Below are 26169 nucleotides of genomic sequence, written 5' to 3'. Positions count from 1 at the left end.
ACGGAGACGCGGAATGGGTGAGTTGCGCAAGCCGTTCCTGCTGCTGGCGCTGTTCGCGGTGGCGCTGGTGGTGGGCGTGGAGTTGGGCGCGGCGGCGCTGACCGGCGGCGGCGACGCGAGCGGCGCGCTGCGGGGCAGCGCCGGGCAGCTCGGCGTGGAGCTGGGCGACGTCGGCGCGGTGTCCGAGCCGTCCGGGCGGGGCATCGGCTACCTGGCGCTGATCGACGTGGTGGCGCTGTGGACGACAGGGCTGTTCTGCCTGAGCCTGGTGCTGCCGGACCGGGTCCAGGGCCGGGTGCAGGGCGTGGCCACGCTCGTCTTCTCGATCGTGCTGCTGCTGGTGTCGCTGGTCCTGCTGATCGTCGCGTTCGTCGAGCTGACAGTGATGGTCTCGCTGTTCCTGGCGCCGCCGTTCGGCACGCTGGCGTACCTCGCGGTCTGGGGGTTCTTCCCGGTCGACGACGCGGCAGTGCTGCTCGGGCTGGCGTTGCTGCTCAAACTGGTCTGGGCCGCGCTGCTGCTCGCCGCCGAGCCCCGGTTCCTGCGCAACAAAGGGCTGGTGCTGCTGGCGCTGACCACACTGCTGTGCACTGTGGTGCTGCAGTTCCTGCACGGCCTGGTGCCGGTGATCCTGGTCAGCATCCTCGACGACCTGGGCGCCGTGGTGTTCGCCGTGGTGGCGTTGATCTGGGCGCTGGTGCTGCTGATCGGGTCGATTCCGGCGATCGTCAAGGCGGTCCGGACCGCCGCCACCACGTCCGGCCGTACGGTCCGGTGACCGCGCGTCCGGTCAGGCGATCGCGGCCGAGGCGGCGGCGACGAACTGTTGCGCCGCCCGGGCCGGGGTGGCCCGGCCGGACTGGGCGTTCTCGGCGGCCTTGACCAGCTCGGACTTCACAGTGCGGTGTCCGTCCAGCGGGGTCGCGGGCCGTCGCCGAACGTCTTCGCCAGCTCCGACTCGAACCGGATGGACCGCTTCAGGGCCGGGTCGGTGACCGTCTCGCTGAGCTTGGCGCGCAGGTCGGCGTTGGGCGGCAGGCCCCGGTCGGTGCCCAGCAGGGCGACCGCTTCGGGATCGTTGAGCATGAAGTTGATGACATCGACCGCGACGTCCTTCTTCCTGCTGCGGCTGTGCACCGACCAGTACGTCGGCCAGTAGGCCACGCAGCAGCAACCGCCGGGACAGAGGGCCGGACAGCGGCACGCCGTCGGCATGCCTGGCAAGAGCACGGATCAGGTTCTCCTCGGCCGCCGGATCCTGGTGTCGGCTACGACGATACGGCCGTCGTGCCACCGGACCCGCCACGCGACGGTCAGGTGACGGCGCCGCCGGTCGCGAGCGTGGCCAGGCGCGGCAGTTGCGCCGGATCGGTGAGCGCCGACCCGACCGCCACCACGCGCGCCCCGGCGGCGAGGAAGTCACCCGCGTTGCCGGCGTCGACACCGCCGGTGGCCACGAACCGGGCCTCCGGCAGCGGGCCGGCGACCGCGCGGAACCACGCCGGGCCGAGGCTGACCGCCGGGAACGCCTTGAGCCACACCAGGCCGTGGTCGAGTGCCCGCAGAGCCTCGGTCGGGGTGGCCACGCCGGGCAGGTGCGGCACGCCGAGACCGGCCGCCGCGTCGGCCACCGCCAGGTCCAGGCCCGGCGCCACCGTGAACGCCGCCCCGGCGGCCACCGCCTGACCGACCTGCGCCGGGGTGCGCACGGTGCCCGCGCCGACGATCCGGTCCCGCCGCCGTCCCGCTGTCACGGCAGCGCGCAGCGCCGGCACCGCTTCCGGGGTACGGATGGGCACCTCGACCACGGCGATGCCGAGATCCCACGCCAGTTCCGCCAGCCGGACCGTCTCCTGCGGCGGCAGGTCGCGCAGGATCACCATCACCCGCGCGTCGCCGAACAGAGCCTCGAAGTCGTGCCCGCTCATCTCCCGCTCCCTCCGCTGACCTGCGCGGTCCACATCGTCTCCGACAGCGCCAGCGCACGCGCGATCGTCTCCGGGTCCGGCGGCGGCGCGGTGTCGCCCGCCACGGCCAGCACCGGCGCGGCGGTCAGGTGCCCCAGCCGCAGACAGGCTCGCAGGTCGAGGCCGCGCAGCAGCCCGGAGAGGAACCCGGCGGCGAACGCGTCCCCGGCACCGACCGGCTCCACCACGTCCACCGGCAGCGCCGGCACGAACACCGCCGGCCCGGTACGCGGCAGCGCCGTCGCGCCGACCGGACCGTCCTTGACCACCACCAGTTCCGGGCCGGGCAGCAGGTCGCGGACGGCGGCCGGATCGTCCGCCGACCAGAGCACGGCCGCCTCGTCCAGCCCGACCAGCACCACGTCGGCGCGGCCGGCCAGGTCGCGCAGGGCCGGGCCGGCCCGGCCGGCGGGCCAGAGCGCCGGGCGGTGGTTCACGTCGAAGCTGACCCGGGCGCCGGGCAGCGTCCGCCCGTCCAGCGCGGACACGAGCAGGTCACGGCAGGTGCCGGAGAGCGCGGCGGTGATCCCGGACAGGTGCAGCAGGCGCACACCGGCCGGCCCGGAACGCCCGAGGTCGGCCGGGCCGAGGCGGCTCGCGGCCGATCCGGCCCGGTGGTAGTGCACGCGGGTGCCGCCCGGCCCCGGGTCCTTCAGATAGAGCCCGGTCGGCGCGTCCGGGTCGACGGTGACCAGGGAGACGTCCACGCCCGCGGCGGCGACCTCGGCCACCACCCGCCGGCCGAACGGGTCGTCGCCGACCCGGCTGACCCAGGCAGCGCGGTGCCCGAGACGGGCCAGCCCGGCCGCCACGTTGGACTCCGCGCCACCCACGCCGACAGTCAGCCGCGTGGCGTGCTCCAGCCGCCCGCCGTCGGCCGGGGCGAGCATCACCATGGTCTCGCCCACGCAGACCACCTCCGGCCCGCCCCGGGCGCGGCCTCGGCCCGCGACAGCGGCGCCGGAACCGAGCGGCTCGCTCACCGGGCGACCGCCGCGTCCACCCGGGCCGGCACGTCGGCCGGGTCGAGGTGGCCGTCGGCGACGAGCACCCGGTGCCGGTTGTGCCGGGGCCGTCCGGCGGCGACCACGGCCGGACTGTCGAACGCGTACGCGACGCAGACGCCCGGGTACATCGCGGTGCGCACGAACCACCTGTCGCCCGGCCCCAGACCGGTGAACACCAGCGTGTACGCGCCACCGCCGGGCGCTGAGGCGGACAACGCCAGCCAGGGCGCGGCCGACCCGTTCACCGTCTCCTCGCCTTCCGCCTCGGCGGTGCGCACCAGCGGTTCCCCGTCGGCCGCCGCCCGCCAGAAGAAGCCGCCGTACCCGGCCCCGCCCGGGCGGCCGTTCGTGGCCGGGCTGCCCAGGTGCACGTCAGCGCCGGTGGCGGAGGTGAGCGTGGCGGACAGGTCCAGCCACCAGGCGTCCTCCCCGGCCGGTGCGGCGATGATCCGCCGGTGCTCGCGCAGCAGCACCCGGCCGTGCCGGTCACGCCATTCGAGGTCGTGGTCGAGCCGGTCGGCGGTCCGCTCCCGCCAGCCGGTGTGCGCGATGACGCCGTGGTCGTCGCGCCAGGTGTAGCCGGTGCCGCGGACGTACGTCCGGCCGCCCCACAGGTTGGCGCCGTCCACGTCCTGCACGGCCAGTGAGGCGCCGAGGTGCCAGACGTGGTCGGCCGGGAGCGCGTCGGTGACCGGGGCGCCGGCCCGGGTACGCACCGGGTGCAGGTAGGGCCGGGGCCCGTGGCGCGGGTCCAGGTCGGGCCGGACCACGTACCGGGCCACCTCGGCGCCGCCGACGATCAAGCACTGCTCGGCCTCGGCCTCGAAGGACCCGGCGGCGGCGGTCACGACGGCTCCGGCGCGGCGACCGGGCGGCGGGCGTCCAGCGCGTGCAGCGCGGCGAGGGCGTACCCGCCGAGGATCGGCACCGCGACCGGCGTGACCAGCACGCCCAGCAGAACTGCCAACGCGCAGACGCCGGAGGCGGCGGCCCACACGCCGGGGCGCTCCGGGCAGGCGCGCGCCACCCGGCGTGCTGCCGCCCGCCAGCCCCGGCTGCCGGTGCGGCCGACCGCGACGGTGACCAGCCCCGCGTACCCGAGCAGGGCCGCCACCACGACGGCGGTGAGCGTCAGCGCGGGCCCGCCGCCGGGCACCCGGCCGGTGGCGAGCGCGACCAGGTCGGCGGCGACCAGCCCGGCGGCGGCGAGGGCGACGGCGCCGGCCGCAACCCCGGCCGGCAGCGCGCGGCCGAACCGGGTGAGGCTGGTCCGCGCGTCGGGCCAGGCGCCGGTGACCGACCTGTCGTGCAGCGCGGCGGCGGCGGTGGCGAGCGCCGGGGCGAGCGTGAGCACCGGCAGCGCGGTGAGCGCCACGGCGAAGCCGAGCAACGCCAGGTCGGTCGCCTCGCGCAGCGTGTCCCGCCAGCCGGCGTGGGCCGGCCCGGTGTCGGGTTCGACGGGCACGGTGTCGGGGTCGGCGGGCACGGTGTCGATGGCGGCGGGCACGGCGGTCATCCCTTCAGCCCGCTGGTGTTGATGCCCTCGACGAGCATCCGCTGGAAGGCCAGGAAGAACAGGAACACCGGCAGCAGGGACAGCACCGACATGGCGAACATCGGGCCGACAGCGCTCTGGCTGGTCGAGTCGATGAACAGGGTCAGCGCCACCGGGACCGTGTAGTCCTCCAGGCTGGACAGGAACACCAACTGCCGGAAGAAGTCGTTCCAGGTCCAGATGAACGAGAAGATCGCCGTGGTGACCAGCGCCGGGCGGCTCAGCGGCAGGATGACGTGCCGGAAGACGCCGTACGGGGACGCGCCGTCGATGGTGGCCGCCTCGTCCAGCTCACGCGGGATGCCGCGCATGAACTGGACCATGAGGAAGACGAAGAACGCCTCGGTGGCCAGGAACTGCGGCACCAGCAGCGGCAGGTACGGCCAGTCGCCGCCGACCAGGCCGAGGCTGCGGAACAGGATGTACTGCGGCACGATCAGCACGTGCCCGGGCAGCAGCAGCGTGCCGACCATGACGGTGAACCACAGCTTGCGCAGCCGGAACCGCAGCCGGCCCAGGGCGTACGCGGCGAGCAGGCAGGACAGCGCGTTGCCGACGACGGTGAGCACGCTGACCACAGCGCTGTTGAGGAAGAACCGGCCGAAGCTGATGTCGAAGTTGGCCCAGCCGTCGAGGTAGTTGCCGGGGGTGAACCGTTCGGGTAGCAGACCGACGTTGTTGGCGATCTCGGCCTGCGACTTGACCGAGGTGCCGAGCATCCAGAACAGCGGGTAGAGCACCACCGCGACGATCGCGACGAGCACTACGAGCCGCAGGACGTTCCGGCCGCTGCCCGGGCGGCGGCGGGCCGTGGCGAGCGCCGTCACAGCGCCTCCTTTGTTCGCGACTGCGGGGCTCGCAGGACCGGCTCACTCCTCGCGCTCACGCGTCATCTCCGTCCGAGTAGTGCACCCAGAACCGGCCGGTGCTGAAGAAGACGGCGGTGACCACGCCGATCGCCACCAGGAACACCCACGCCATCGCCGACGCGTAGCCCATCTCCAGGTCGGTGAAGCCGGAGATGTAGAGCTTCAGCGTGTACATCAGCGTGGAGTCGACAGGGCCGCCGGTGCCGTTGCTGAGCACGAACGCGGCGGTGAAGCCCTGGAAGCCATTGATGGTCTCCAGCACCAGGTTGAAGAAGATCACCGGGGAGAGCATGGGCAGCGTGACCGCGCGGAAGCGCCGCCACGCCCCGGCGCCGTCCACCGCCGCCGCCTCGTACAGCTCGGTGGGCACCTGCTTGAGCCCGGCCAGGAAGATCACCATGGGCGCGCCGAACTGCCAGATCGCCAGCACCATCAGCGTCTCCAGCGCCCAGTCCGGGTCGTTGACCCAGGGCAGCCCTTCGACGCCGAACAGGGCGAGGAACGAGTTGAAGGCGCCGTCCCGGTTGAACATGTTCACCCAGACGATGGCGAGCGCGACGCTGCCGCCCAGCAACGACGGCAGGTAGAACAGGCTGCGGAACAACCCGACGCCGCGCCAGGCGCGGTTGAGCAGCAGCGCCACACCGAGCGCGGCGGCCAGCTTCAGCGGCACCGCGACCAGCGCGAACGTCAGCGTGACCCGGACCGCGTGCCAGTACGACGGGTCGGCGGTGAACATCCGCTCGTAGTTGGCCAGCCCCACCCACCGCACCTCGGACAGCGGCGTGAGGATGTCGTAGTCGGTGAAGCTCAGCCAGAGCGAGAGCAACATGGGGATCGCCGTGACGCCCATCAGTCCGATGAGCCAGGGCGAGAGGAAGACGTACCCCGCCAGGCCCTCGCCGAGCCGGGCCCGGCCGGCCCGACGCCGCGTGGGGCGGGGGCCGGCCGGTCCGGTGCGCGGGGTCCGGCCGGGCGCCGTGGTGAGAGCCACGGGACCGGTCCTTTCCTGGGGTCAGGCGATCGCGGACTTGCAGGCGGTGACGAACTGCTCCGCCGCCTGAGCCGGGGTGGCGCGGCCGTACTGGGCGTTCTCGGCGGCCTTGGTCAGCTCGGACTTGACCTTGCTGTGCCCCTTGATCGGCACCTGGGGCGAGGCGCCGAACTTCTGCGCCAGCTCGGCCTCGACCTGGATGGACTGCTTCATGGCCGGGTCGGTGGCGGTCTCGCTGACCTTCGCCCGCAGGTCCATGTTCGAGGGCAGACCCCGGTCGGTGCCGAGCAGGGCGACCGCCTCCGGGTCGTTGGCCAAGAAGTTGATCACGTCGATGGCGACGTCGCGGTGCTTGCTGCCCTTGAACACCGACCAGTACATCGACGCCCGCGCCCACTGCGCGCTCGGGTCACCCGGGTACGCGACCACACCGAGCTCGTCCTTGGTGTTCTTCTTCAGGTCCGGCATCTGATTGGCCCAGACCCAGGAGGTGGCCGCCTTGCCGGTGACCACGAGCTGCTTGGTGATGTCGGTGGCGTTGCCCTCGTGGATGACGTCCGGCGTCGGGGTGGCGCCCCGGTCCCGCGCGCCCTTCCACAGCTCGAACCACTTCGTCACGTCCTCGACGGTGAAGCCGAGCTCCTTGCCCTTGTACAGATCCTTGCCCTGCTGGCGCAGCCACACCCAGAGCGCCTTGTAGTCGGCGCTCGGATCCTGGGTGCCGGGCACCTTCGTCTTCTTCGCCACCTGCTCGGCCCAGGCGATGTGCTCCTCCCAGCTCATCCCGGTGGTCGGCTCGGGCAGCCCGTTCTTCGTCAGCAGGGTCTTGTTGTAGACCAGGCCCTGGGTGTTCTCCCCGGCGGCGACCCCGGCGAGCTTGCCGTCGACCACGCCGTACTCCAGCAGGCTCTTCGGGAACTTCGACACGTCGAGCTTGCCGGAGTCGCGATAGCTGCCCAGGTCGAGCGTCGTGCTGCGGCCGGCGTACTCGGCCAGGTAGTTGTCGTCGATCTGGAACAGGTCGGGCGGGTTGCCGCCGGCGGTCAGCGTGGCGAGCTTGTCGAAGTAGCCCTGGTTGGCCTGCCAGGTCTTCTCGAACGTCACATCGGGGTGCTTCTTGGTGTAGAGGGCCAGGGCGTCCTCGGTCAGCTTCGCCCGGGCCTCACCGCCCCACCAGAAGACGGAGAGTTTGACCGGGCCGCCGTCGCCGCCGGCGGAGTCGTCGCCGCAGCCCGCCGCGCCCAGGGCGAGCGGCACGGCGAGCGCGACGGCGGCCAGGCCGCGGACGAGTCGGCGTCGGGTCAGGGGGGTACGGTGATCCCGCCCGGCGGGTGCGCCGGCGGTGGGGGACGTTGCGGGGTGCATCTGCGCTCACTCCTCGGATGTGGGAGGCGACGACGTCACCGGCGACCGTCCACGGGCCGCCCGGGTCCGCAGTGCTGTGCGGGCCCGGGCCACCTGGTCAGGCTCCGGTGCCGTCCCGGCCGGGCGCGGGGACGGGCCCGGTCGAGTCGCGGACGACCAGTTCGGTCTGGAGCATTACCTGTGCGGTGGTGCGACGGTCGCCGGTCGCCGCGCCCCGGCCCCGGGCGCCGCGCGGCGCGTCGGAGTCCAGTTGCAGCAGCATGTCGACGGCCGTCCGGCCGGCGACCGCGGTCGGCGTGGCCACCGTCGTCAACTTGGGTCGGGTGAGCCGGCTCAGCGCGATGTCGTCGACGCCGACGACGCTCACGTCGTGCGGCACCCGCGACCCGAGCGCGTCCAGCCCTTCGATCAGGCCGATCGCCATCAGGTCGTTGTAGGCGAGCACGGCGGTGACGCCGCTGCGGCGTACCTGTTCGGCCAGGGCGCCGCCGCCGGTCTCGGTGGGCTGGTTGGGTCCGAGGACTGTCAGCTCCGCTCCCCCGCCCCGGGCGGCGGCGGTCGCGGCGCGGCGCATCTCCCGGGCGGTCCAGGAGCCGCGCGGGCCGCCGAGCAGCGCGATCCGGCGGTGGCCGAGCCCGAGCAGGTGCTCGATCGCGGCCCGGGCGCCCTGCCCGACGTCCATCATCACGCAGGGCAGGCCGGCGACCTGACGGTTTATCACCACCACCGGGACCTCGCGGCTGACCTGCTCGATCAGGCTGTTGCTCATCCGAGGGCTGCACAGCAGCACGCCGTCGACCTGCTTGGCCAGGGCGTGGACCAGGTCCTCCTCGGCGACCGGATCCTCGTTGGTGTCGGCCACGAACACGTGGTAGTCGCGGTGCCGGGCCTGCCCCTCCGCCGCCTTGATCAGCGGCGGGAAGAACGGGTTGGCGATGTCGGCCACGATCAGGCCGATGTTGTGCGTACGGCCGGTGATGAGGGCCCGGGCGGCCCGGTTGGGCCGGTAGCCGAGATCCTCCGCACAGGCCAGCACCCGGACCCGGGTCTCCGGGTTGACCAGGTGCGGGGCCGAGAACGTCCGGGACACGGTGGAGATGTGCACACCGGAGGCGCGGGCGACGTCCCGGATGGTGGCTGGCACGGCGGGCTCCCTCGTCCGATGTGGTGGGGGTCACGGGTGCCGCCCATTAATGCAAACGGTTGCGTCCGTGTCAACGGTCCATTGTTGCGGGTCGATTGCGCCGGTGGTCCCAGTGAGCGCGTGAAACCACACCAATGTGGATGGATGGGACGGCTTGGCCGGGAACCGTTGACGACGCATCCATCGTCATGGTTTCTTCGGCTGCAAACCTTTGCAGCCGACTGCCGGGGAGGCCGACGACATGTCACCACCGGCCCGGGAACGGGTCCGCCACGCCCTGGTGGGTGCCGGGGCACGCGCCGAGATGTTCGTCCGCGCCCTGGCCCTCGACCACGCCGACACCGCCGAACTGGTCGCGCTCGCCGACGTCAACCAGAGGAGGATGGACGCGCACAACCGCTGGCTGGCCGAGCTGGGCCGGCCGCCGGTGCCCACGTACGCCGCCCGCGACTTCGCCGCCATGCTGGCCGAGGAACGGGTCGACGTGGTGCTGGTGACCAGCGTGGACGCCACCCACGACGAGTACGTGACGGCGGCGCTGCGGGCCGGCTGCGACGTGGTCGTGGAGAAACCGATGACAGTCGACGCCGACCGGTGCCGCCGCATCCTGGACGCGGTGGCCGAGACCGGCCGGCGCGTGACAGTCGCATTCAACTACCGCTACAACCCGCTGCACGAGCAGTTCCGGCGGCTGCTCGCCGACGGCGCGGTCGGCGAGATCGGTTCGGTGCACTTCGAGTGGCTGCTCGACGTGCGCCACGGCGCCGACTACTTCCGCCGCTGGCACCGCGACAAGTCCGTCTCCGGCGGCCTGCTCGTGCACAAGTCCGGGCACCACTTCGACCTGGTCAACTGGTGGCTGGACGCCCGCCCGGTCGAGGTGCACGCGTACGGCCGGTTGTTCTTCTACGGCGCGGACGGCCGCCGGCACGGCTACGCCCGCGACTACGACCGGGCGCACGGCTCCCCCGCCGCCGACGGCGACCCGTTCGCGTTGCGCCTGGCCGACCACCAGCGGCTGCGCGAGCTGTACCTCGACGCCGAGGCCGAGGACGGCTACCAGCGCGACCGCAACGTCTTCGCCCCCGGCGTGACCATCGAGGACGACATGGCGGTGCTGGCCCGCTACGACACCGGCGCGACGATGACCTACCACCTCACCGCGTACGCCCCCTGGGAGGGCTACCGGGTGATGGTCAACGGCAGCCGGGGCCGCCTCGAACTGGAGGTGACCGAGAGCGACCACGTCAGCCCGTCCGTGGCCGGGGCGCTCAAGGGCGCGGCGCTGCACGGCGACGAGGCCACCGTGGAACAGGGCGCGGCCCGGCTCACGCTGCGACCGTTCTGGGCGCCGCCGGTGGAGATCCCGGTCGAGGGCTGGACCCGGCGCGGGCACGGCGGCGCGGACGCCCGGATGACCCGGGTGCTGCTCGGCGGCGAACCCGACCCGCTCGGCCGGGCCGCCACCGCCCGCGACGGCGCGTTGGCGCTGCTCACCGGCCTGGCCGCCAACCGCTCGCTGGAGACCGGCGCACCCGTCCGGGTCGCCGACCTGCTCACCCTGCCCTGACCGAGGAGCCCTCGCTGTGCCGATCATCTCCCGCGGCGACCTGCTGCTGCCCGCCGAGCCCGGCCTGCGCGCCCTGGCCCGCGAGCTGTACGCGCACGCCGCCGAGCAGCCGATCATCTCCCCGCACGGGCACGTCGACCCCGGGCTGCTGGCCGAGGACCAGCCGTTCCCCGACCCGGCCCGGCTGCTGATCGTGCCCGACCACTACCTGACCCGGATGCTGCTCAGCCAGGGCGTACCCCCGGCCGACCTGGGTGTGCCCAGTGTCGACGGCAGCCCGGTGGAGACCGACGGGAGGACCATCTGGCGGCGCTTCGCCGCGCACTGGCACCTGTTCCGCGGCACCCCGTCGCGGCTGTGGCTGGAGCAGACGTTCCGGAACGTGTTCGGCATCGACACGCCGCTGGGCCCGGCCACCGCCGACGCCGTCTACGACGCGCTCGCCGCCCGGCTGGCCGAGCCCGGCTTCCGGCCCCGGGCGCTGTTCGAGCGCTTCGGCATCGAGGTGCTCGCCACCACCGAGTCGCCGCTCGACGACCTGGGCCGGCACGCCAAGCTCGCCGCCGACGGCTGGGGCGGGCCGGGCGGCCGGGTGGTCACCACGTTCCGCCCGGACGACGTGGTGGACATGGAGTTCGGCACCTGGTCGGCGAACGTGGACCGGCTCGCCGAGGTCTCCGGCGAGGACACCGGCACGTACGCCGGCTATCTGGCCGCGCTGCGGGCACGGCGGGAGGCGTTCGCCGCCGCCGGCGCCACGTCGTCCGACCACGGGCACCCCACCGCCCGTACCCTCGATCTCGGCCCCGCGCAGGCCGCGGCGCTGTACGACAAGGGGCGGCGCGGCCTGGCCGACGCCGCCGACGCCGAGGCGTTCCGGGCACACATGCTGCTGGAGTTCGCCCGGATGTCGCTCGACGACGGCCTGGTCATGCAGTTGCACCCGGGCGCGGTGCGCAACCACAACCGCTGGCTGCACGCCCGGCACGGCCGCGACGTCGGCGGCGACGTGCCGCAGGCCACCGAGTACGTGCACGGCCTCGCGCCGCTGCTCGACGCGCACGGCAACGACCCGCGGCTCACCGTGGTGCTCTACACGCTCGACGAGGACACGTTCACCAGGGAGCTCGCGCCGCTCGCGGGCGGGTACGCGGCGCTGCGCCTCGGCGCGCCCTGGTGGTTCCTGGACTCCCCCGAGGTGCTGCGCCGGTTCCGGGAGGCGGTCACCGAGACGGCGGGCTTCTACAACACCGCCGGGTTCGTCGACGACACCCGCGCGTTCTGTTCCATCCCGGTACGCCACGACGTGGCCCGCCGGGTCGACGCCGGTTTCCTGGCCCGCCTGGTCGCCGAGCACCGCCTCGGCGAGGACGAGGCCGCCGAGACCATCGTCGACCTGGCGTACCGGCTGCCCAAGCAGGTCTTCAAGTTCGGAGGCGGGTCCGCATGACCACGATCGTCGACGTCGAGGTGCACGACGTACGCTTCCCCACCGCCGCCAGCGGCGACGGCTCGGACGCGATCAACCGGGGCGACTACTCGGCCACGTACGTGGAGCTGACCACCGACGGCGGCCCGACCGGCACCGGGTTCACGTTCACCAACGGGCGGGGCAACGAGATCACCTGCGCGGCGGTCCGCGCGCTCGCCCACCACGTGCGGGGACGCACCGTCGCCGAGATCGCCGCCGAACCTGTCGCGTTCTGGCGCTCGCTGACCGCCGACGTGCAACTGCGCTGGCTCGGGCCGGAGAAGGGGGTGATCCACATGGCCACCGGCGCGCTCGTCAACGCGGTCTGGGACCTGCGCGCCAAGCTGGCCGGCAAGCCGATGTGGCGCTTCCTCGCCGAGGCGCCCACCGACGAGCTGGTGGCGACAGTCGACTTCCACCACATCACCGACGCGCTCACTCCCGACGAGGCGGCGGCCATCCTGGACAAGGGACGCGACGGGCTCGGCGACCGGCTCGCCGCGCTGGAACGCGACGGGTTCCCCTCGTACACCACGTCGGTCGGCTGGCTCGGCTACCCGGACGAGCGGGTGCGCGCGCTGACCCGCGACGCGTACGCGCAGGGGTGGCGCGCGATGAAGATGAAGGTCGGCGGGCGGATCGAGGACGACCTGCGGCGGGCCCGGATCATCCGGGAGGAGATCGGCCCGGACGCGCTGCTGATGATGGACGCCAACCAGGTGTGGGACGTGGACGAGGCGATCGCCGCGATGGGGGTCCTCGCCGAGGTCGACCCGTATTGGATCGAGGAGCCCACGCACGCCGACGACGTGCTCGGGCACGCCCGGATCGCCCGCGCGGTGACCGACCTGACCGGCGGACGCTGCCGGGTCGCCACCGGCGAGGTCGCCGCCAACAAGGTCATCTTCAAGCAGCTGCTCCAGGCCGAGGCGATCGGCGTGATGCAGATCGACGCCTGCCGCGTCGGCGGCGTGGACGAGGTGCTCGCCGAACTGCTGCTGGCCGCGAAGTTCGGCGTGCCGGTCTGCCCGCACGCCGGAGGGGTCGGCCTGTGCGAGTACGTGCAGCACCTCGCGGTCTTCGACCACCTGCGGGTCGGCACGAGCCTGGACGGCCGCATGGTCGAGTACGTCGACCACCTGCACGAGCACTTCACCGACCCGGTCCGCACCCGGGACGGTCGCTACCTGCTGCCCACCGTGCCCGGCTACAGCGCCACCATGCGCCAGGAGTCGATCGCGCAGTTCCGCTTCCCGGACGGGCCGGCATGGCGCTGACCACGGACCGGCTCGGCCTGGCCACGCTGCGCCGCCTGCCGCCGGAGTCCCGGCCGTTGCTGCGCCCCGGCACCGTGCCGGCCGGCATCGTCCACCTCGGCGTCGGCGCGTTCCACCGCGCCCACCAGGCGGTGCACACCGAGGCGGCGGTCGGCGCGGCCGGCGGCGACTGGGGCATCATCGGCGTCGCGCCGCGCAGCGCCGACGTGGTCGAGGCCTTGGCCGCGCAGGACTGCCTGTTCAGCGTCACCACGCTCGCCGCCGAGGGCGCGGCCACCCGGGTGGTCGGCGCGCTCGCCGGGGTACGGCACGCCGCGAGCGACCCGGAGGCGGTGGTCGGCCTGCTCGCCGACCCGGCGATCCGGGTGGTCACGCTGACGGTGACCGAGAAGGCGTACCGGATGGACCCGGTGACCGCCGCGCTGACAGTGGACGCGGACCTGACCGCCGACCTGACCAGCGACCGTCCTCCGCGTACCGTGCCGGGCCTGCTGGTGCGCGGGCTGCTCGCCCGCGCCGCCGCCGACGCCGGGCCGATCGCGCTGGTCTGCTGCGACAACCTGCCCGCCAACGGGCGCCGACTGCGCGGCCTGGTGGAGCAGTGCCTCGCGCTGGCCCGGGTGCCGGACGCGAGCGCCGAACGGGTGCTGACGGCGGTGACCTGCCCCGGCACCATGGTCGACCGGATCGTGCCGGCCAGCACCGAAGAGACCCGGGACACCGCGCGGCGGGCGCTGGGCGTGACCGACCTGGCGGCGATCGCCGCCGAACCGTGGTCGCAGTGGGTGATCGAGGACGACTTCCCGGGCGGACGCCCGGCCTGGGAACGGTCCGGCGCGATCCTCACCGGCGACGCCGGCCCGTGGGAGCGGCTGAAACTGCGGGCGCTCAACGGCGTGCACTCGGCCACCGCGTACCTGGGGGCGCTGGCCGGCGCGGAGACGGTGGCCGAGGCGCTGGCGCTGCCGCACCTGGAGGCGGTGCTGCGGCGGCTGGTCGCCGAGGAGATCGCGCCCAGCTTCACCCCGCCACCCGACGTCGACGTGAGCGCCTACGGCGAGCAGGTGCTCGCCCGCTTCGCCAACCCGGCGATCCGGTACCGGACGACGCAGGTCGCCATGGACGGCTCGCAGAAACTGCCGCAGCGGGTGCTGCACACCATCGCCGACCTGCGCGCGGCCGGCCGGTCCGCGCGGTGGAGCGCGCTCGTGGTGGCCGCCTGGCTGCGGTTCCTCCTCGGGTACGCCGACGACGGCCGCCCGCTGCCGCTGGACGACCCGCTCGCCGACCGGCTGCGTGCCGCCCTCGCGGCCGGGGCGCACACCCCGGCCGGGGTGGTGGACGCGGTCTTCGCGCTGCGCGAGGTGTTCCCGGCCGACCTGGCCGCCGACGACGAGGTCCGCGCCGACGTGACCGGCTGGCTCACCGCCCTGGAACGGCACGGTGTGCGGGCCACACTGGCGGACGCCCGGTGACCGGCGACGCGCCGCCCCGGGTGGCGCTGGTCGGGTCGAACGGGCACGGCCGCTGGCACCGCCGGACCATCGCGGAGCTGCACGCCGCCGGGCGGGCGCGGCTGGTCGCGCTGGTCGACGTGCGCCCGCTGGAGGCCGAACCGGACGCGCCGGTCCCACCGGAGGCCGGCGTGTTCACCGATCACCGGGCCATGCTCGCCGCGTCCGGGCCGGACGTGGTGGTGGTCTGCACGCCGCCGCACACCCACCTGCCGATCGCGCTCGACGTGCTCGCCGCCGGGGCGGACCTGCTGCTGGAGAAGCCGCCGGTGCTCGACCTCGCCGAACACGTGACGCTCGCCGAAGCCGCCGCCGCTTCCGGCCGGGCCGTGCAGGTCAACTTCCAGGCGCTCGGCTCGGCCGCGCTCACCGAGCTGACCGGCACACTCGGGCGGCTCGGCCCGGTCACCGGCATCGCCACGCTCGCCGCCTGGCACCGCCCGGACGCCTACTACGCCCGCTCCCCCTGGGCCGGACGGCGGTCGCTGGACGGCCGTCCGGCGCTGGACGGCGCGCTGGCCAACCCGCTCGCGCACGCGCTGATGCAGTGCCTCGCCGTCGCCGCGTCGGTCACCGGCGCACCCGTACGCCCGGCCCGGATCGAGGTGGAGCGCTACCGGGTCCGCCCGATCGAGGTGGACGACACCACGGTGCTGCGGCTGACCCCGCACGCCGGGCCGCCGGTGCTGGCCGCGCTCACCCTCGCCGCCGAGGAACACGTCGCCGGGGAGGTGCTGGTCACCGGGGAACGGGGGCGGGCCGTGCTGGAGTACCCGACCGACCGGCTGTGCCTACCCGGCGACGACGCCCCACGGTTGGTGCCCGGCCGTCGGGGGCTGCTGGCGAACCTGCTCGACCACCGCGCGGACGGCACACCGCTGATCGCGCCGGTGGCGCGTACCGAGCCGTTCACCGCGGTGCTGGACGCGCTGCGGGACGCACCCGTTCCCACGCTGCTCGGCGGGGACCTGGTGCGCGTGTCCGGCGACGGCCCGCACCGGGTGCGGATGGTGCGGGGCATCGGCGCGGTGCTGCGGGCCGCCGCCGAGTCCGGCGCGCTGCCGTCCGAGGCAGGCGTCCCGTGGGCGGTCCCGCCGTACGTGGTGGACCTGCCGGTGCGGTGAATGTCCCTCAAGGAGAACGGAGCGAGTCATGCGCACCCGAACCGCAGTCGTCGCGGCGCTGGCCGCCGCGCTCGTCCTCACTACCGCCGCGCCCGCGCCGGCCGCGCCCGGTGAGCCGTCCCGGGCCGCCGGCCTGATCGGCCGCCAGGCCCTCGCCGCGAACGACGGCTGGGCCGCCGCCGGCGCCGGCACCACCGGCGGGTCGGCCGCCGCGCCGGACCGGGTACACGTCGTGCGTACCCGGTCCGAGCTGGTCGCCGCGCTCGGCGGCGACAACGCCACGAACGCCGCCGACGCCACCGGAAAGATCGTGTACGTGGCCGGTGCCGTCGACGGTTTCGAGGGCCCGGACGGCACGCCGCTGGACTGCGCCGACCTGGCCGACCCGGAGTACTCGCTGCCCGCCTACCTGGCCGCGTACGACCCGGCGACCTGGGGCCGGACGAACCCGAGCGGGCCGCTGGAAGCCGCCCGGGCGCGGTCCGTGGCCAACCAGACCCGGCAGACCCAGATCAACGTCGGGCCGAACACCACGATCATCGGGCTGCGCGGCGCCCGGCTCGCCGGCCTGACGCTGATGATCGACCGCGCGGACAACGTGATGGTCCGCAACATCGAGTTCGCCGACGCCCGGGACTGCTTCCCGGCCTGGTCCCCCACCGACGGCGACACCGGCAACTGGAACTCCCAGTACGACCAGATCTCGGTACGGCGCAGCGAGCACGTCTGGATCGACCACAACACGTTCACCGACGGCGACAACCCGGACAGCGACCAGCCCGTCTACTTCGGGCGGCCCTACCAGGTGCACGACGGCTCGGTGGACGTCACGCACACCGCCAGCCTGGTCACCGTGTCCTGGAACCGCTTCACCGGCCGGGACAAGGTCATGCTGATCGGCTCCTCGAACACCGTCGGCCCGGACGTGGGCCGGCTCAACGTCACGGTGCGGCACAACCTGTTCGACGGCACGCTGCAACGACTGCCCCGGGTACGGTTCGGCCAGGTCGACGTGCACAACAACCACTACCGGCTCGGCGGCCCCGGGTTCGCGTACGCCCTCGGCCTCGGCGTGCAGTCCGCGCTGTACGCGGAGAACAACTTCTTCACGCTGACCGGCGGCGCCACCCCGGCCGACCTGCTCCACGACTGGGGCGGCACCGCGCTCACCGAGCGGGGCACCTGGGTCCGGCAGGCCGGCCGCCCGGCCCGGCCGGTGGACCTGATCGCCGCGTACAACGCCGCCCACGACCCGGACCTCGGCGGCGACGCCGGGTGGACGCCCACGCTGCGCGCCGCCCGGCCACTGCCGGCTCCGCTGGTCCCGCTCGTCGTCGACGCCTGGGCGGGTGCCGGGAAGCTGCCGCTCTGACCTGCGCCCGAGCCCTCTGCCGGGCCACCGGCTGACGTGCCCGCCCGGATGCGCGATGATCATGTCTGACGGACATCGCCGCCGGGGGAATGAACCGGCGGCGACCGGGGACAACAGGGTGAGAATCAGGCGGTGACAGCGCGAGTGGGTGCCCAGGCCCGGGGACGGGCACGGGACGGAGGGCCGGACGTGACGGGTGGGACATCCGGCGACCTCGGCCCGGTCCTCACCATCGACCTGCCGGCCGACCCGGCCCGGCTCGCCGGCATCCGGGGACGGCTGCGCGGCTGGCTGCACGCCCATGGCGTCGGCGCCTGGGACGTCGACACGGTGCTCATCGCCACCGGCGAGGCGTGCGCCAACGCCATCGAGCACGGCTACCGCTTCGCCCCGGAGGGCATCACCACGCTGCGGGCCGAGCTGCGCGGCGACCGGCTGGAGATCGAGATACGCGACCAGGGCGGCTGGCGGCCGGCCGACGGCGACGACACCGGCGACCGGGGCCGCGGGCGGCTGATCATGGCGCGGGTGATGGACGAGGCCACCATCGTCGGCACGCCGGAGGGCACCTGCGTACGCCTGGTCAAGCGCCTCACCGGCGACGTGAGCGGCCAGGCGGGCACCGGATCTAGCGAAGATCAGCTATAAGGGACGCATGGAGTTCCCCGCGTACCTCGCCACCATGCCAATGCACGCGATCACCGAGATCCACGGTGAGCCCGGCCTGCTGGCCCGGTTCCGGCTGGAGATCGAGGCGTTCGACGAGGCCGCCCGCGACCGGCTGACCGAGGCGCTCGACCTGGCCGCCGACCTGCACCGCGACGACCGGCGGGTACGCGAGCCGTACCTCAACCACCTGCTGCGGGTGGCGATCCGGCTGATGCACCACTACCAGGTGCGGGACGTGGACGTGATCGTCGCCGGGCTGCTGCACGACGCGGTCGAGGACCACCCCGCCGAGCTGGCCGGGCTCGACCCCGGCACGTACGCCGACGTGACCCCGGCGGCGCTCGCCGCGCTGTCGGACCGGTTCGGCGCACGGGTCGCCCGGCTGGTCGCGGCGGTCACCAACCCGGCGTACGACCCGGGACGGGACCGCGACGAGCAGTACCGGGAGCACGTGGCGGCGAGCCTGGAACGGGAGCCCTGGGCCCGGGTGATCAAGGTGTCCGACTTCACCGACAACGGCGTGGGCGTGATCCACACGGTCGGGCCGAAGGTGGCCCGCGCCGCCACCAAGTACCGCCCACTGGTGCCAGTCTTCCGGGACCTGGTCGCCCGCCCGGACACGCCGCTGTCGGCACCGGTCAAGCAGCACATCCTCGCCCAGCTCGACCTGGCCGAGGAACGCTTCAGCGCCATCCTCGACCAGCCCACCTGACGCCCCACGGTGGTGGGCTCAGCCGGCGGGGGGCGGGGTGCCGACCCGACCGCTGAGCACCGCGTCGACGCGGTCACGCAGGGCGCGTAGCCGGTCGGGGTGGTCGCGCAGCACCACCCGCAGCGTCTCGTGGCCACCGGCGGCAACCGCGCCGAGCACGTCGAGCATCGTGCCGAGCTGGGCGGGCGGCTCGTCGGCCAGCAGGTCCGCCGCGTCGCCGACGACCACTGTCAGCGGACCGGCGTCGAGGCGGTCGGCGAGCGCGTCGGCGAGGGCGTCCCAGTTGCGGCCGTACCAGCCGGGCAGCGCCAGCGCCCCGGCCAGCGTCTCGTGCAGCCCGGCCCGGGTGCGGCTGGCCGTGCCGGAGACCGCCACGCCGTCCGGCAGCGGCCCACCGCCTGGTAGCGGCTCACCGACCGGACCCGGCACGGTCGCGGTGCCGGCCGGCTCGGGCGACGTGCCGTCGTACACGAGCCAGGCCGGTGCCTGCACGGACGCCGCGCCCATGGATCCGTCCTTTCCCGGCGGCCGCCGGACGGGGAGTTGCCGGCCGCGCCGAGGCTGCTCAGAGCCGGTAGAAGTTGGCGTAGTGGTCGGGTGAGAACCAGGTCGCCCCGGTGCTCTTGTTGACCACGATCCGGTACGCGTCCCGGGAGGCGTTGCAGGCGCGCGGGTAGACGTCGTACTCGTAGTAGGTGGCGCCGGTGGGCAACTGTCCCTCGTAGTTGTAGAACCGGCCACCGGCGAAGTTGCACTGGCCGCCGCTCCACGAGTACCAGCCGCGGCTGCTCGGGAAGCTCCTGGCCGACCAGCCGGACCGCGCGGTGCGCGCGTCGGCGCAGCGGGACTGCGTGCAGGAGCCGTACACGGCGGCCGCGGCGGGCTCGGCGAGACGGGTGGAAACCGTGGACGGCGCGACGAGCGCGGCGGCGGCCACGGCGGTGACCAGGGCGGACGCGGCGAGGGCGCGGCGTACGCGGGCGACGGCGGCGCGGAACGGGGTCAAGGGATCCTCCTTGAACGAGACGACTGCGCATCGACCGGCATTGATGACCGGCTGCCGCTCAGTCTGTCGGGGATCCCGCCCGCCGTACAGGCCCGATCCGGCGACGACGCCGGCGAGTCGACTGTGGACACGCGATGACGGATGCGGACGGGCGACCGGGCCGCCCGTCCGCACCCGCCGGGTGGATCAGCGCGGGAACGCCTGGAACTCGGCGATCCGCACGTTCTGCGCCTGCGGGCTGGCGGTGGCGCAGTCGGTCGCCGCCTGCGGGTCGTCGTCCTGCTCACCGGCGTAGTCCGGCGCGCCCGTGCACTGGTTGGTCAGCACCTCGACGCGCAGATGCGTGGCAGTGGTACGCGGGATGTCGAACGACCGCATGATCAGCTCGGGCGCCCGGGGACGCGGCGCCACAGCCGGGAACGCGTCCGGCCGGCTGGTGTAGACCGGGCGGAAGTCCGCCGCCTCGGCGCAGGTCACCGGCCCGGTCGCGGTGCACGCCAGGACCCGGAACTGCCGAACCGCGGAGTACCGGCTCTGCGTGCCGGCGTCCGCGTCACCGGTGACCGGGGGGCGCAGCATGGCGCTCACCTGCACCCGCCGTACCCGCTGGACGCCGCCGGCCAGGTCGACGGTGACCTGCCGGCCGGCGACCGGCGCGCCGAGCGCGGCCCAGTTGGTGGCCTCGTCGTCGTCGGCGATCCGCTCCAGGTTGAGCCCGTCACCGGTGACCGTCGCGCCCGCGGCGGCCGAGGCCAGATTGGGGCGCAGGTTCACCGCCAGCGTGCGGTTCTGGCCCGCCTTGACCGTCACCGGACCGATCCGGGTGTGGCCGTGGCCGGGTGCCCGCACCACGAACTCGTACGTGCCGGGCACGAGCTCCACCCGGTCGGTGAGCGGGGTGGCCGCGTCGGTGTCCGCCACCGGCACGGCCCGCGCCTGGTAGCGCCCGACGAACAGCTGCGCCCCGGCGACCGGCCCGCGCTCGCCGACCGGCAGGAACCGCAGGGCGCCCTCACGCGCGTACGGCGAGGTGAAGCCCGGCGTGGGGTCGGCGTCGGTGTGGCCGACGCTGGCCGCCGCCTCCCCGAGGCCGCGCCCGGCGAACGCGTTCCAGAGCAGGTCCTGGTTGGCCCCGCCGAAGCGGATCCGGTCGGCGGCGAGCATCGCGTCCCGGGCGTCGACCATGCTGACCTGGCTGACCGACATCAGCAGGAAGGAGTCGAAGACCAGTTGGATCCAGCGGCGGTTGCCCGGGCAGGCGGTCACGTCGCGGGCGCCGGTGGCGCACGCCTTCTGCACGGCCGGGGTGCCGCTGCCCCAGCGGCGCATCATGGCCGCGCGGATGTCGGTGTTCGTGGCGCTCCACACCTCGCCGGAGGCGTGCACCTGCAGACCGGCGAGGTCGTAGTCGAGGGAGCTGTAGTTGAGCGGGCTGTCGCTCATGTTGTAGTTGCGGATGCCCGCGTTCGGGTCGCCGGTGGTGTACTCGCCGATGGTGAAGCCGCGCCGGCCGGGCGCGGCGTACCCGTGCTCGAACAGGTACTCCATGGCGAGCTGGTCCGACCAGCTCTCGCTCATGCCCTGCGGCGAGCTGACCCCGGCGCTCGGGCCGGCGATCATGCGGTTGGAGACCGCGTGGCCGTACTCGTGGGCGATCACCGACATGTCGAAGTCGCCGTCGACGCAGGGCGCGTAGAACGAGCCCGCGATCGGCTGCCACAGGTACATGTTGGTGGTGGGCGCGACGCCGTCCGGCGGGGTGATCTGGTTGGCGTTGTTGCGGGCCGCGAACGTGGGCGGGCCGCCGCTGACGCCGCCGGCCTGGGCGTTGCCCTGCTCGGGGTCGTTACCGAGCCCGCCGCGGCCGAGGTTGTCCTGCTGCATGTTCCAGGTGTCCTCGGTGAACCCGAGGTGGTAGGTCCAGTCGTGCATCCGGTTGTGCATGGCGAACAGGTTCGCCCGCGCCGCGTCGATGTCGTTCGCCTGCGGCGAGGTGAACACCTCAGGGTTGCAGCGCTGCTCCTGCCACTGGTTCGTCCACGGGTAGGCGTACCTGCGGTCCGGGCGCGGCGTCGCGGTCTCGGTGCCGACGCTGAACGGGTCGTTGCTGTACCAGTTCTGCACGGCGATCGCGTTGTTGCCCTTGGTCGTGCTGGTGGACTGGCCGGTGGCCGGGTCCACGTCCCACGCCGGGTGCCCGGGCACGCCCACCACCTCGGCGCAGCCGCGCGCCCGCACGGCACACCACCGCTTGCGGGTGTCGGCCGAGGACCTGTCGACCCGCGGCGAGTTCGGGAAGACCTCCCACGAGGGGTGGTCGGCGTCGTGGTCGATCAGATCCTCGCGGACCAGGACCGCGCCGTCGCGGGCGTCCACGTAGGTGGAGTAGGCCGCCGGGTCCGCGCCGGTGGTGTCCGCGCCGAGGACCACCTCCCACGCCGCACGCGGCCCACGGTCCGCGGTGGGCACCGCGACCAGTGAGGTACGCACGATCTGCGCGTCGGAGCGGCCGGCGTCGGCGATGGCGGCCTTGCGGGCCTGCTCGGCGCTGATCGTGGCCGGGGCCGGCGTACCGGCGTCACGGGCCAGCGAGGAGCTGACGTGCCACACCGCTCCGTCACGTACACCGATCGACAGCATGCCGTCGACGGCGGCCGGCAGGTCGCCGAAGCGCTGCCGGAACAGCACCGTCGCGCCCTGACCCATCGGCGCCACGGTGAGCAGTTCCAGCGCGGCGGCGCCCTCGGCGGTCAGCCCCAGCACGTCCCGGTTGGCGGCCACGTAGGCCCGCGCGGCGGCGGCCGGGTCGGCGGGCAGCCCGGTGGCCAGGGGCTTGCCGGTCGAGGTGAGCGTGGCCGGCGTACCGAAGTCGGTCCAGCGCACGCGCGCACCGAGCGCGGCGGCGCGGTCCCGCTGCCGCTCGGTGGCGGCGACGCGGCCCTTGCGGTTGTCAGTGGCCTTGCTGTCGTGCCGGTCGCCCGGCAGGTGGTCGGGTGGCGCCTGGGTACGGGTCTGTTCCCGGGGTGCCGCCTGGCCGCCGCCTGCGGCGGTCAGGACCAGACCGGCTGCCAGCAGCAGCGCGGTGGTCCCCGTCAACGCACGGGATGGTGTGCGCACGGTCCCTCCTGTCATCGTCGAACGGCGATGTCCGTTCCGCCATCCGACCAGGACGATCGACGCACCGACACCAGCCGAACATCCATAAACGTTGCTGCGTCGATTTCTCTGCGGATCAGAGGAGATGGGTCAGGCCAGCCCGCAATCGGACCGAGGCATCATCAGGGCGCTGGACCGGTCACCGCGACCAGCGCCCGTCCGGGACGATGCTCCGCGATGAACTACGCGCCGGCCGTCTGGAACATCTCGTGAATGGCGACGAACCTTCGCCGCACCTTCGCCGGATCACCCGTGCCCTGCGAGATGGCCGCCATGAAGTCGACATCCGACATCAGGCTGAGGAATTGCTTTTCAACCCGTCGATAGCGCTTGGCGAGCACGGCGATCTCCTGCGGACTGAGGGCGGCGAGGTTGACCGCGATGGCCTCAAACAATGCCTTGTTGATGGGAAACCGCCGGCTGCCACCATTACGGTCGACTTTTCGGAAAGCCCAGTTGCCGAAGATGTCGTACGAGGCATTCAACGCTTTGTCGAACTCCTCACGCAGCACCTGGATCTTCGTCGCGCCCAACCGATCGAGCTTGCGCATCGACTTGCGCAGGAAGGCGTCGAAGTCATCTTCCGCATAGGTAAAGGGATCCGTCAAGCGGAAGGCGAGGAACCGCAGGATCATCTCCCGATCAGTCCTCCTGGCGGCGGATCATCGACTGGCGCGGGTTGTCGGGCGAACGGACGGAGGTGAAGGAGAGCGCGTAGGTGTCCTGGGCTTCACCGCTGGGGCTGGTGGTCGTTTCCACCTCGATCCGGACCGGGCTGCTGGCGTCGGGGTCCCCGCGGAAATGCACCCGCGAGAAGCCACCCCGACGAGCAAGCGCAGGTTCCAGGTCACCACGGGTCGCGTCGCCGAGAAAGGCGATCACGTCGAGCAGGTTCGACTTACCCGCCCCGTTCGGTCCGACCAAGACGTTGAGCGGGGCGAGATGCACCTCAACGGCCCGCAGGCTACGGAAGTTCTCCACCGCAAGCCTGCGGAGAAACAGCGGGGTGCCGGTCAGTCACAGGCGCAGCCTACCGCGTAGGCAGACGGCAACTGTCCGCGACGCCATGCGTGAGGGCAGGTTGCGAGCGTCAGCCGCATCCTCCCTTCTGATCACGCGTCGTCCCTCTTCTCGTCGGACTCGTCGTCACCGCGCCGACGCAGGGCCCACCCGCCGACCCGGCCGGAGAGCTTGCCCGTCGCCCATTTGGCCCGACCGAGGGTGTCGTTGCCGAGGCGCTTGGCGACATCAACGCCGTCCGCTCCGGTCTCGAGCGCCTTGTCTCTCGCCTCCTTGGCCGCGTCCGTCCACCGTCTCGCCTCCGACGACTGCCGATCGCCCTCGATACCGAGTCGCCCGTGGAAGGTGACGATGGCTGTCGAGACGTGGTTGCTCGACTTCACCACCGCCGGTGAGTCCAGCGGGTTCAGCAGCACCTTGGCATTTGCCCTGCCCGCAGCCGCTTCCATGCGTGCCACCAGGCGCTCGGTGCACCGGGAGACGAGTTCGAGCCGGTTCTGCCGGGCGTTCCTCAGCCCGACGCGATGCCCGTCCAACTCGTCCGGCGACGCATCCAGTACCCGGTCGAGTTCGAGCACGGCGATCGCGTCCTGCAGTTGGAAGCAGCGGGCCAGGACGACGAGCCACTCCTGCGCCTTGGACTCCGCCTCCCTGGCCGCCTTGGCGAGATCACCGATTGCGGCCTTACGCTCAAGCTTCTCCGCGAGCGCGTCGAGCTGACGCAACGCGTACGCCTGGGTCTCCGCGATCGTCGCCGGCGCGCCCTGCACCTTCGACCACGTAACCTCGTCGACCCGACCCCGCTGCTCGCGGATGGTCATGGACTCCTCGATGACGAAGCCCACGCCGATCATCCGGGCCAGCACCGCGTCCTTCTGGGCGCGGAGCACATCGTCGACCTTCTCGTCGATCGTGGCGAGATAGTCGGTGATCTCCTTCATGCTCTGCTGCATCGCGAGCTGCGCCATGAGCCCCGCCGCGCCGGCCAGCACCGCCGGGTTGCCGACCATCGATGCCTTGTCGATCTGGAGCCATTTGTGGATCGAGCCTGGATCTCCCACCATCGCGTGGCTGACACCTGGGGTCTTGGTCGGCGTCAGACCGAATTTGTGCATGAGATGGGCCGACTCCTTTGTCAGCTGCACCCAACGACCCGAGTTGGCGGCGATTTCGGAACCAGCCTGTGCCGCTGTCGCCCCGACCTTGAGGACAGACCCGAGCCGAGGCAGCCCGAGGTCCTTCGACGGCAGGCCCTCGGAGACGAGGAAGCGCTCGACAGCCGTCGGATCTCCGATGACCGCCAGCCCGTCACCGTCGCTGAACAGCTGAATCTCGTTACCCATTCTCGGCTCCTGACAGGTGGGGAGGGTGGAGATCGAAGCTGTCCACCCTGTTCGCAGCTTGAAGTGCAGGCGGTCAGTGGTCTCGGTGAGGAGCTGGGTGCTCGTCGGCGATCAGGTCGGCGATCACCTGGCCGAGATCCTGGCCGGGGGCGTAGATGCCCGCGACGGTGAGCACGTCCGCGTCGCGGCGCAGCTCGTCGGCGAGCTGAGCGGTGGTCAGCGGGCGCGGCTGCTCGAGGCCGTCGACGTGGTGACACCACAGTTCCCGTGCCTCGCACCGGTCGAGCAGCCAGTCCCGCAGCGCCTTGTGCTGCATCACGTCCCAGCCCTCGCTGGCCCACCGCCGCTTGTACTCCGGCCGCTCTACCAGCCCGATGGTGCGGTTGCCCTCGATGACCGCGATCCGACGTTCCACGATCGCCCGGTACTCAGGCCTCCAGTACGCCGGCAGTTCGGTGATCGGCTTCGACCGGTGCCGCTCGAACCACTGCGTCTCCAGGCCCCCGTCACGCATCTTGCGTGCGAGCACGATCTCGAACGCCCGCTCCCCCAGCGCTTGCATCGGCGGCCGGACGCTCTCCGGCGCGGTCAGGTCGTCGTCGAGCAGCCCGTAGAGCGAGTAGATCTGCCAGTCCAACTCCTCCTGCAATCCGATCATCACGCCACGCACGCAGTGCCACTCGTAGCCGGCGGCATCCAGCCGCTTGCGGGTCGGCACCCCGGAGGCGGCAACCGCCACCGGGGTCACCCTGGCGAGCCGCCGCGCCAGATCGTCGATCTCCTGGCTCAATTCCACGGGGTACGCCGTTGAACGGTTGAAGACCGTCCCTCCCGGATCTGGCAGGCAGTGGTGATGCGTCGCCACAAACTCAGCGGCCAGCGACCAGGAATGCGCACGCTCATCCTTCGGTAGCCGATGGTTGAGGCGCATCTCATCGACCGAATCGGCCCGCTCCCGCAGGGCCCTTTCCCGCCTCTTGACCTGCTTCTGCAGGTCGGACAAGAGCAGTTTCCGGTCGATCACGCGAAGACCC

At 72.9% G+C, this 26169-nt stretch carries 25 protein-coding genes; 9 read left to right on the top strand and 16 right to left on the bottom strand.

The features are described 5' to 3' along the window. Window positions 1-13: 13 nt before the first annotated feature. Entirely contained in the window at window positions 14-778 is a 765-nt protein-coding gene (locus tag ACFYO8_RS02200; protein WP_387256666.1) for a hypothetical protein, read from the top strand. Between the two features lie 116 nt (window positions 779-894). Here the strand turns inward: ACFYO8_RS02200 and ACFYO8_RS02195 are convergent, their stop codons facing one another. The 9 genes from ACFYO8_RS02195 to ACFYO8_RS02155 all read right to left on the bottom strand — a co-directional run bounded on the left by ACFYO8_RS02195 (window position 895) and on the right by ACFYO8_RS02155 (window position 8901). Beyond that, window positions 895-1164, bottom strand: a complete 270-nt coding sequence (locus ACFYO8_RS02195; protein WP_387256664.1) for a hypothetical protein — start codon at window positions 1162-1164, stop codon at window positions 895-897. A gap of 149 nt (window positions 1165-1313) precedes the next feature. Continuing rightward, on the bottom strand, window positions 1314-1928 hold the full coding sequence (locus ACFYO8_RS02190; RefSeq protein ID WP_354863777.1) for a bifunctional 4-hydroxy-2-oxoglutarate aldolase/2-dehydro-3-deoxy-phosphogluconate aldolase: 615 nt from the start codon (window positions 1926-1928) through the stop codon (window positions 1314-1316). After that, window positions 1925-2950 (bottom strand): sugar kinase, encoded by a 1026-nt coding sequence (locus ACFYO8_RS02185; RefSeq protein WP_354863779.1) that lies wholly within the window; start codon window positions 2948-2950, stop codon window positions 1925-1927. Before ACFYO8_RS02185 ends, ACFYO8_RS02190 begins: the two co-directional genes overlap by 4 nt. Then, entirely contained in the window at window positions 2947-3822 is an 876-nt protein-coding gene (locus tag ACFYO8_RS02180; RefSeq protein ID WP_354863781.1) for a PmoA family protein, read from the bottom strand. The genes ACFYO8_RS02185 and ACFYO8_RS02180 overlap by 4 nt, the downstream gene beginning before the upstream one ends. Next, entirely contained in the window at window positions 3819-4490 is a 672-nt protein-coding gene (locus ACFYO8_RS02175; RefSeq protein WP_387256662.1) for a hypothetical protein, read from the bottom strand. Before ACFYO8_RS02175 ends, ACFYO8_RS02180 begins: the two co-directional genes overlap by 4 nt. Further along, entirely contained in the window at window positions 4487-5356 is an 870-nt protein-coding gene (locus tag ACFYO8_RS02170; protein ID WP_387256660.1) for a carbohydrate ABC transporter permease, read from the bottom strand. Before ACFYO8_RS02170 ends, ACFYO8_RS02175 begins: the two co-directional genes overlap by 4 nt. A 55-nt stretch (window positions 5357-5411) precedes the next feature. Continuing rightward, window positions 5412-6392: a sugar ABC transporter permease gene (locus ACFYO8_RS02165; protein WP_354863787.1), complete on the bottom strand. Its 981-nt coding sequence runs from the start codon at window positions 6390-6392 to the stop codon at window positions 5412-5414. Between the two features lie 21 nt (window positions 6393-6413). After that, window positions 6414-7757, bottom strand: coding sequence for an ABC transporter substrate-binding protein (locus tag ACFYO8_RS02160; RefSeq protein ID WP_387256658.1), 1344 nt, complete (start codon window positions 7755-7757; stop codon window positions 6414-6416). Between the two features lie 97 nt (window positions 7758-7854). Beyond that, a complete protein-coding gene (locus ACFYO8_RS02155) occupies window positions 7855-8901 on the bottom strand; it encodes a LacI family DNA-binding transcriptional regulator (RefSeq protein ID WP_354863791.1) in 1047 nt (348 codons plus the stop codon). Between the two features lie 241 nt (window positions 8902-9142). Here ACFYO8_RS02155 and ACFYO8_RS02150 point away from each other — a divergent pair, with 241 nt between their 5' ends. From ACFYO8_RS02150 to ACFYO8_RS02115, 8 genes are all read left to right on the top strand, one after another. Further along, complete coding sequence (locus ACFYO8_RS02150; protein ID WP_354863793.1) at window positions 9143-10471, top strand: Gfo/Idh/MocA family oxidoreductase; 1329 nt, start codon at window positions 9143-9145, stop codon at window positions 10469-10471. 16 nt (window positions 10472-10487) lie between these two features. Beyond that, window positions 10488-11921, top strand: a complete 1434-nt coding sequence (gene uxaC / locus ACFYO8_RS02145) for a glucuronate isomerase (RefSeq protein ID WP_354863795.1) — start codon at window positions 10488-10490, stop codon at window positions 11919-11921. Then, entirely contained in the window at window positions 11918-13219 is a 1302-nt protein-coding gene (locus ACFYO8_RS02140; protein ID WP_387256656.1) for an enolase C-terminal domain-like protein, read from the top strand. The genes uxaC and ACFYO8_RS02140 overlap by 4 nt, the downstream gene beginning before the upstream one ends. Then, entirely contained in the window at window positions 13210-14694 is a 1485-nt protein-coding gene (locus ACFYO8_RS02135; RefSeq protein WP_354863799.1) for a mannitol dehydrogenase family protein, read from the top strand. The genes ACFYO8_RS02140 and ACFYO8_RS02135 overlap by 10 nt, the downstream gene beginning before the upstream one ends. Beyond that, window positions 14691-15857: a Gfo/Idh/MocA family oxidoreductase gene (locus tag ACFYO8_RS02130; protein ID WP_354863801.1), complete on the top strand. Its 1167-nt coding sequence runs from the start codon at window positions 14691-14693 to the stop codon at window positions 15855-15857. The genes ACFYO8_RS02135 and ACFYO8_RS02130 overlap by 4 nt, the downstream gene beginning before the upstream one ends. Before the next feature lie 28 nt (window positions 15858-15885). Then, entirely contained in the window at window positions 15886-17229 is a 1344-nt protein-coding gene (locus tag ACFYO8_RS02125; RefSeq protein ID WP_355047359.1) for a pectate lyase, read from the top strand. A 189-nt stretch (window positions 17230-17418) separates the two neighbouring features. After that, a complete protein-coding gene (locus ACFYO8_RS02120; RefSeq protein WP_355047360.1) occupies window positions 17419-17877 on the top strand; it encodes an ATP-binding protein in 459 nt (152 codons plus the stop codon). A gap of 7 nt (window positions 17878-17884) precedes the next feature. Further along, window positions 17885-18610, top strand: coding sequence for an HD domain-containing protein (locus ACFYO8_RS02115; protein WP_355047361.1), 726 nt, complete (start codon window positions 17885-17887; stop codon window positions 18608-18610). 18 nt (window positions 18611-18628) lie between these two features. Here ACFYO8_RS02115 and ACFYO8_RS02110 read toward each other — a convergent pair whose 3' ends face one another. From ACFYO8_RS02110 to ACFYO8_RS02080, 7 genes are all read right to left on the bottom strand, one after another. After that, the gene (locus ACFYO8_RS02110; protein ID WP_355047362.1) at window positions 18629-19117 is read right to left on the bottom strand and encodes a barstar family protein; all 489 of its coding nucleotides are present in this window, start codon (window positions 19115-19117) and stop codon (window positions 18629-18631) included. Window positions 19118-19175: 58 nt separating this feature from the next. Further along, a complete protein-coding gene (locus ACFYO8_RS02105) occupies window positions 19176-19616 on the bottom strand; it encodes a ribonuclease domain-containing protein (RefSeq protein ID WP_387256653.1) in 441 nt (146 codons plus the stop codon). 186 nt (window positions 19617-19802) lie between these two features. Then, window positions 19803-22712 carry a M36 family metallopeptidase gene (locus ACFYO8_RS02100; RefSeq protein WP_387256651.1) on the bottom strand — a complete coding sequence of 970 codons (2910 nt, stop codon included), beginning with the start codon at window positions 22710-22712 and terminating at the stop codon, window positions 19803-19805. Between the two features lie 242 nt (window positions 22713-22954). After that, entirely contained in the window at window positions 22955-23407 is a 453-nt protein-coding gene (locus ACFYO8_RS02095) for a hypothetical protein (protein WP_354863815.1), read from the bottom strand. 7 nt (window positions 23408-23414) lie between these two features. Then, a complete protein-coding gene (locus ACFYO8_RS02090; protein WP_387256777.1) occupies window positions 23415-23774 on the bottom strand; it encodes an AAA family ATPase in 360 nt (119 codons plus the stop codon). Window positions 23775-23884: 110 nt separating this feature from the next. Continuing rightward, the gene (locus ACFYO8_RS02085; RefSeq protein WP_354863817.1) at window positions 23885-25135 is read right to left on the bottom strand and encodes a hypothetical protein; all 1251 of its coding nucleotides are present in this window, start codon (window positions 25133-25135) and stop codon (window positions 23885-23887) included. Window positions 25136-25208: 73 nt separating this feature from the next. Continuing rightward, window positions 25209-26159 carry a DUF7008 domain-containing protein gene (locus ACFYO8_RS02080; RefSeq protein ID WP_354863819.1) on the bottom strand — a complete coding sequence of 317 codons (951 nt, stop codon included), beginning with the start codon at window positions 26157-26159 and terminating at the stop codon, window positions 25209-25211. Between the last annotated feature and the right edge of the window lie 10 nt (window positions 26160-26169).

It is taken from the genome of Micromonospora sp. NPDC005257 (genome assembly GCF_042872445.1).
Classification (GTDB): Bacteria; Actinomycetota; Actinomycetes; order Mycobacteriales; family Micromonosporaceae; genus Micromonospora.
This window is presented reverse-complemented; position numbering and strand designations above follow the sequence as displayed.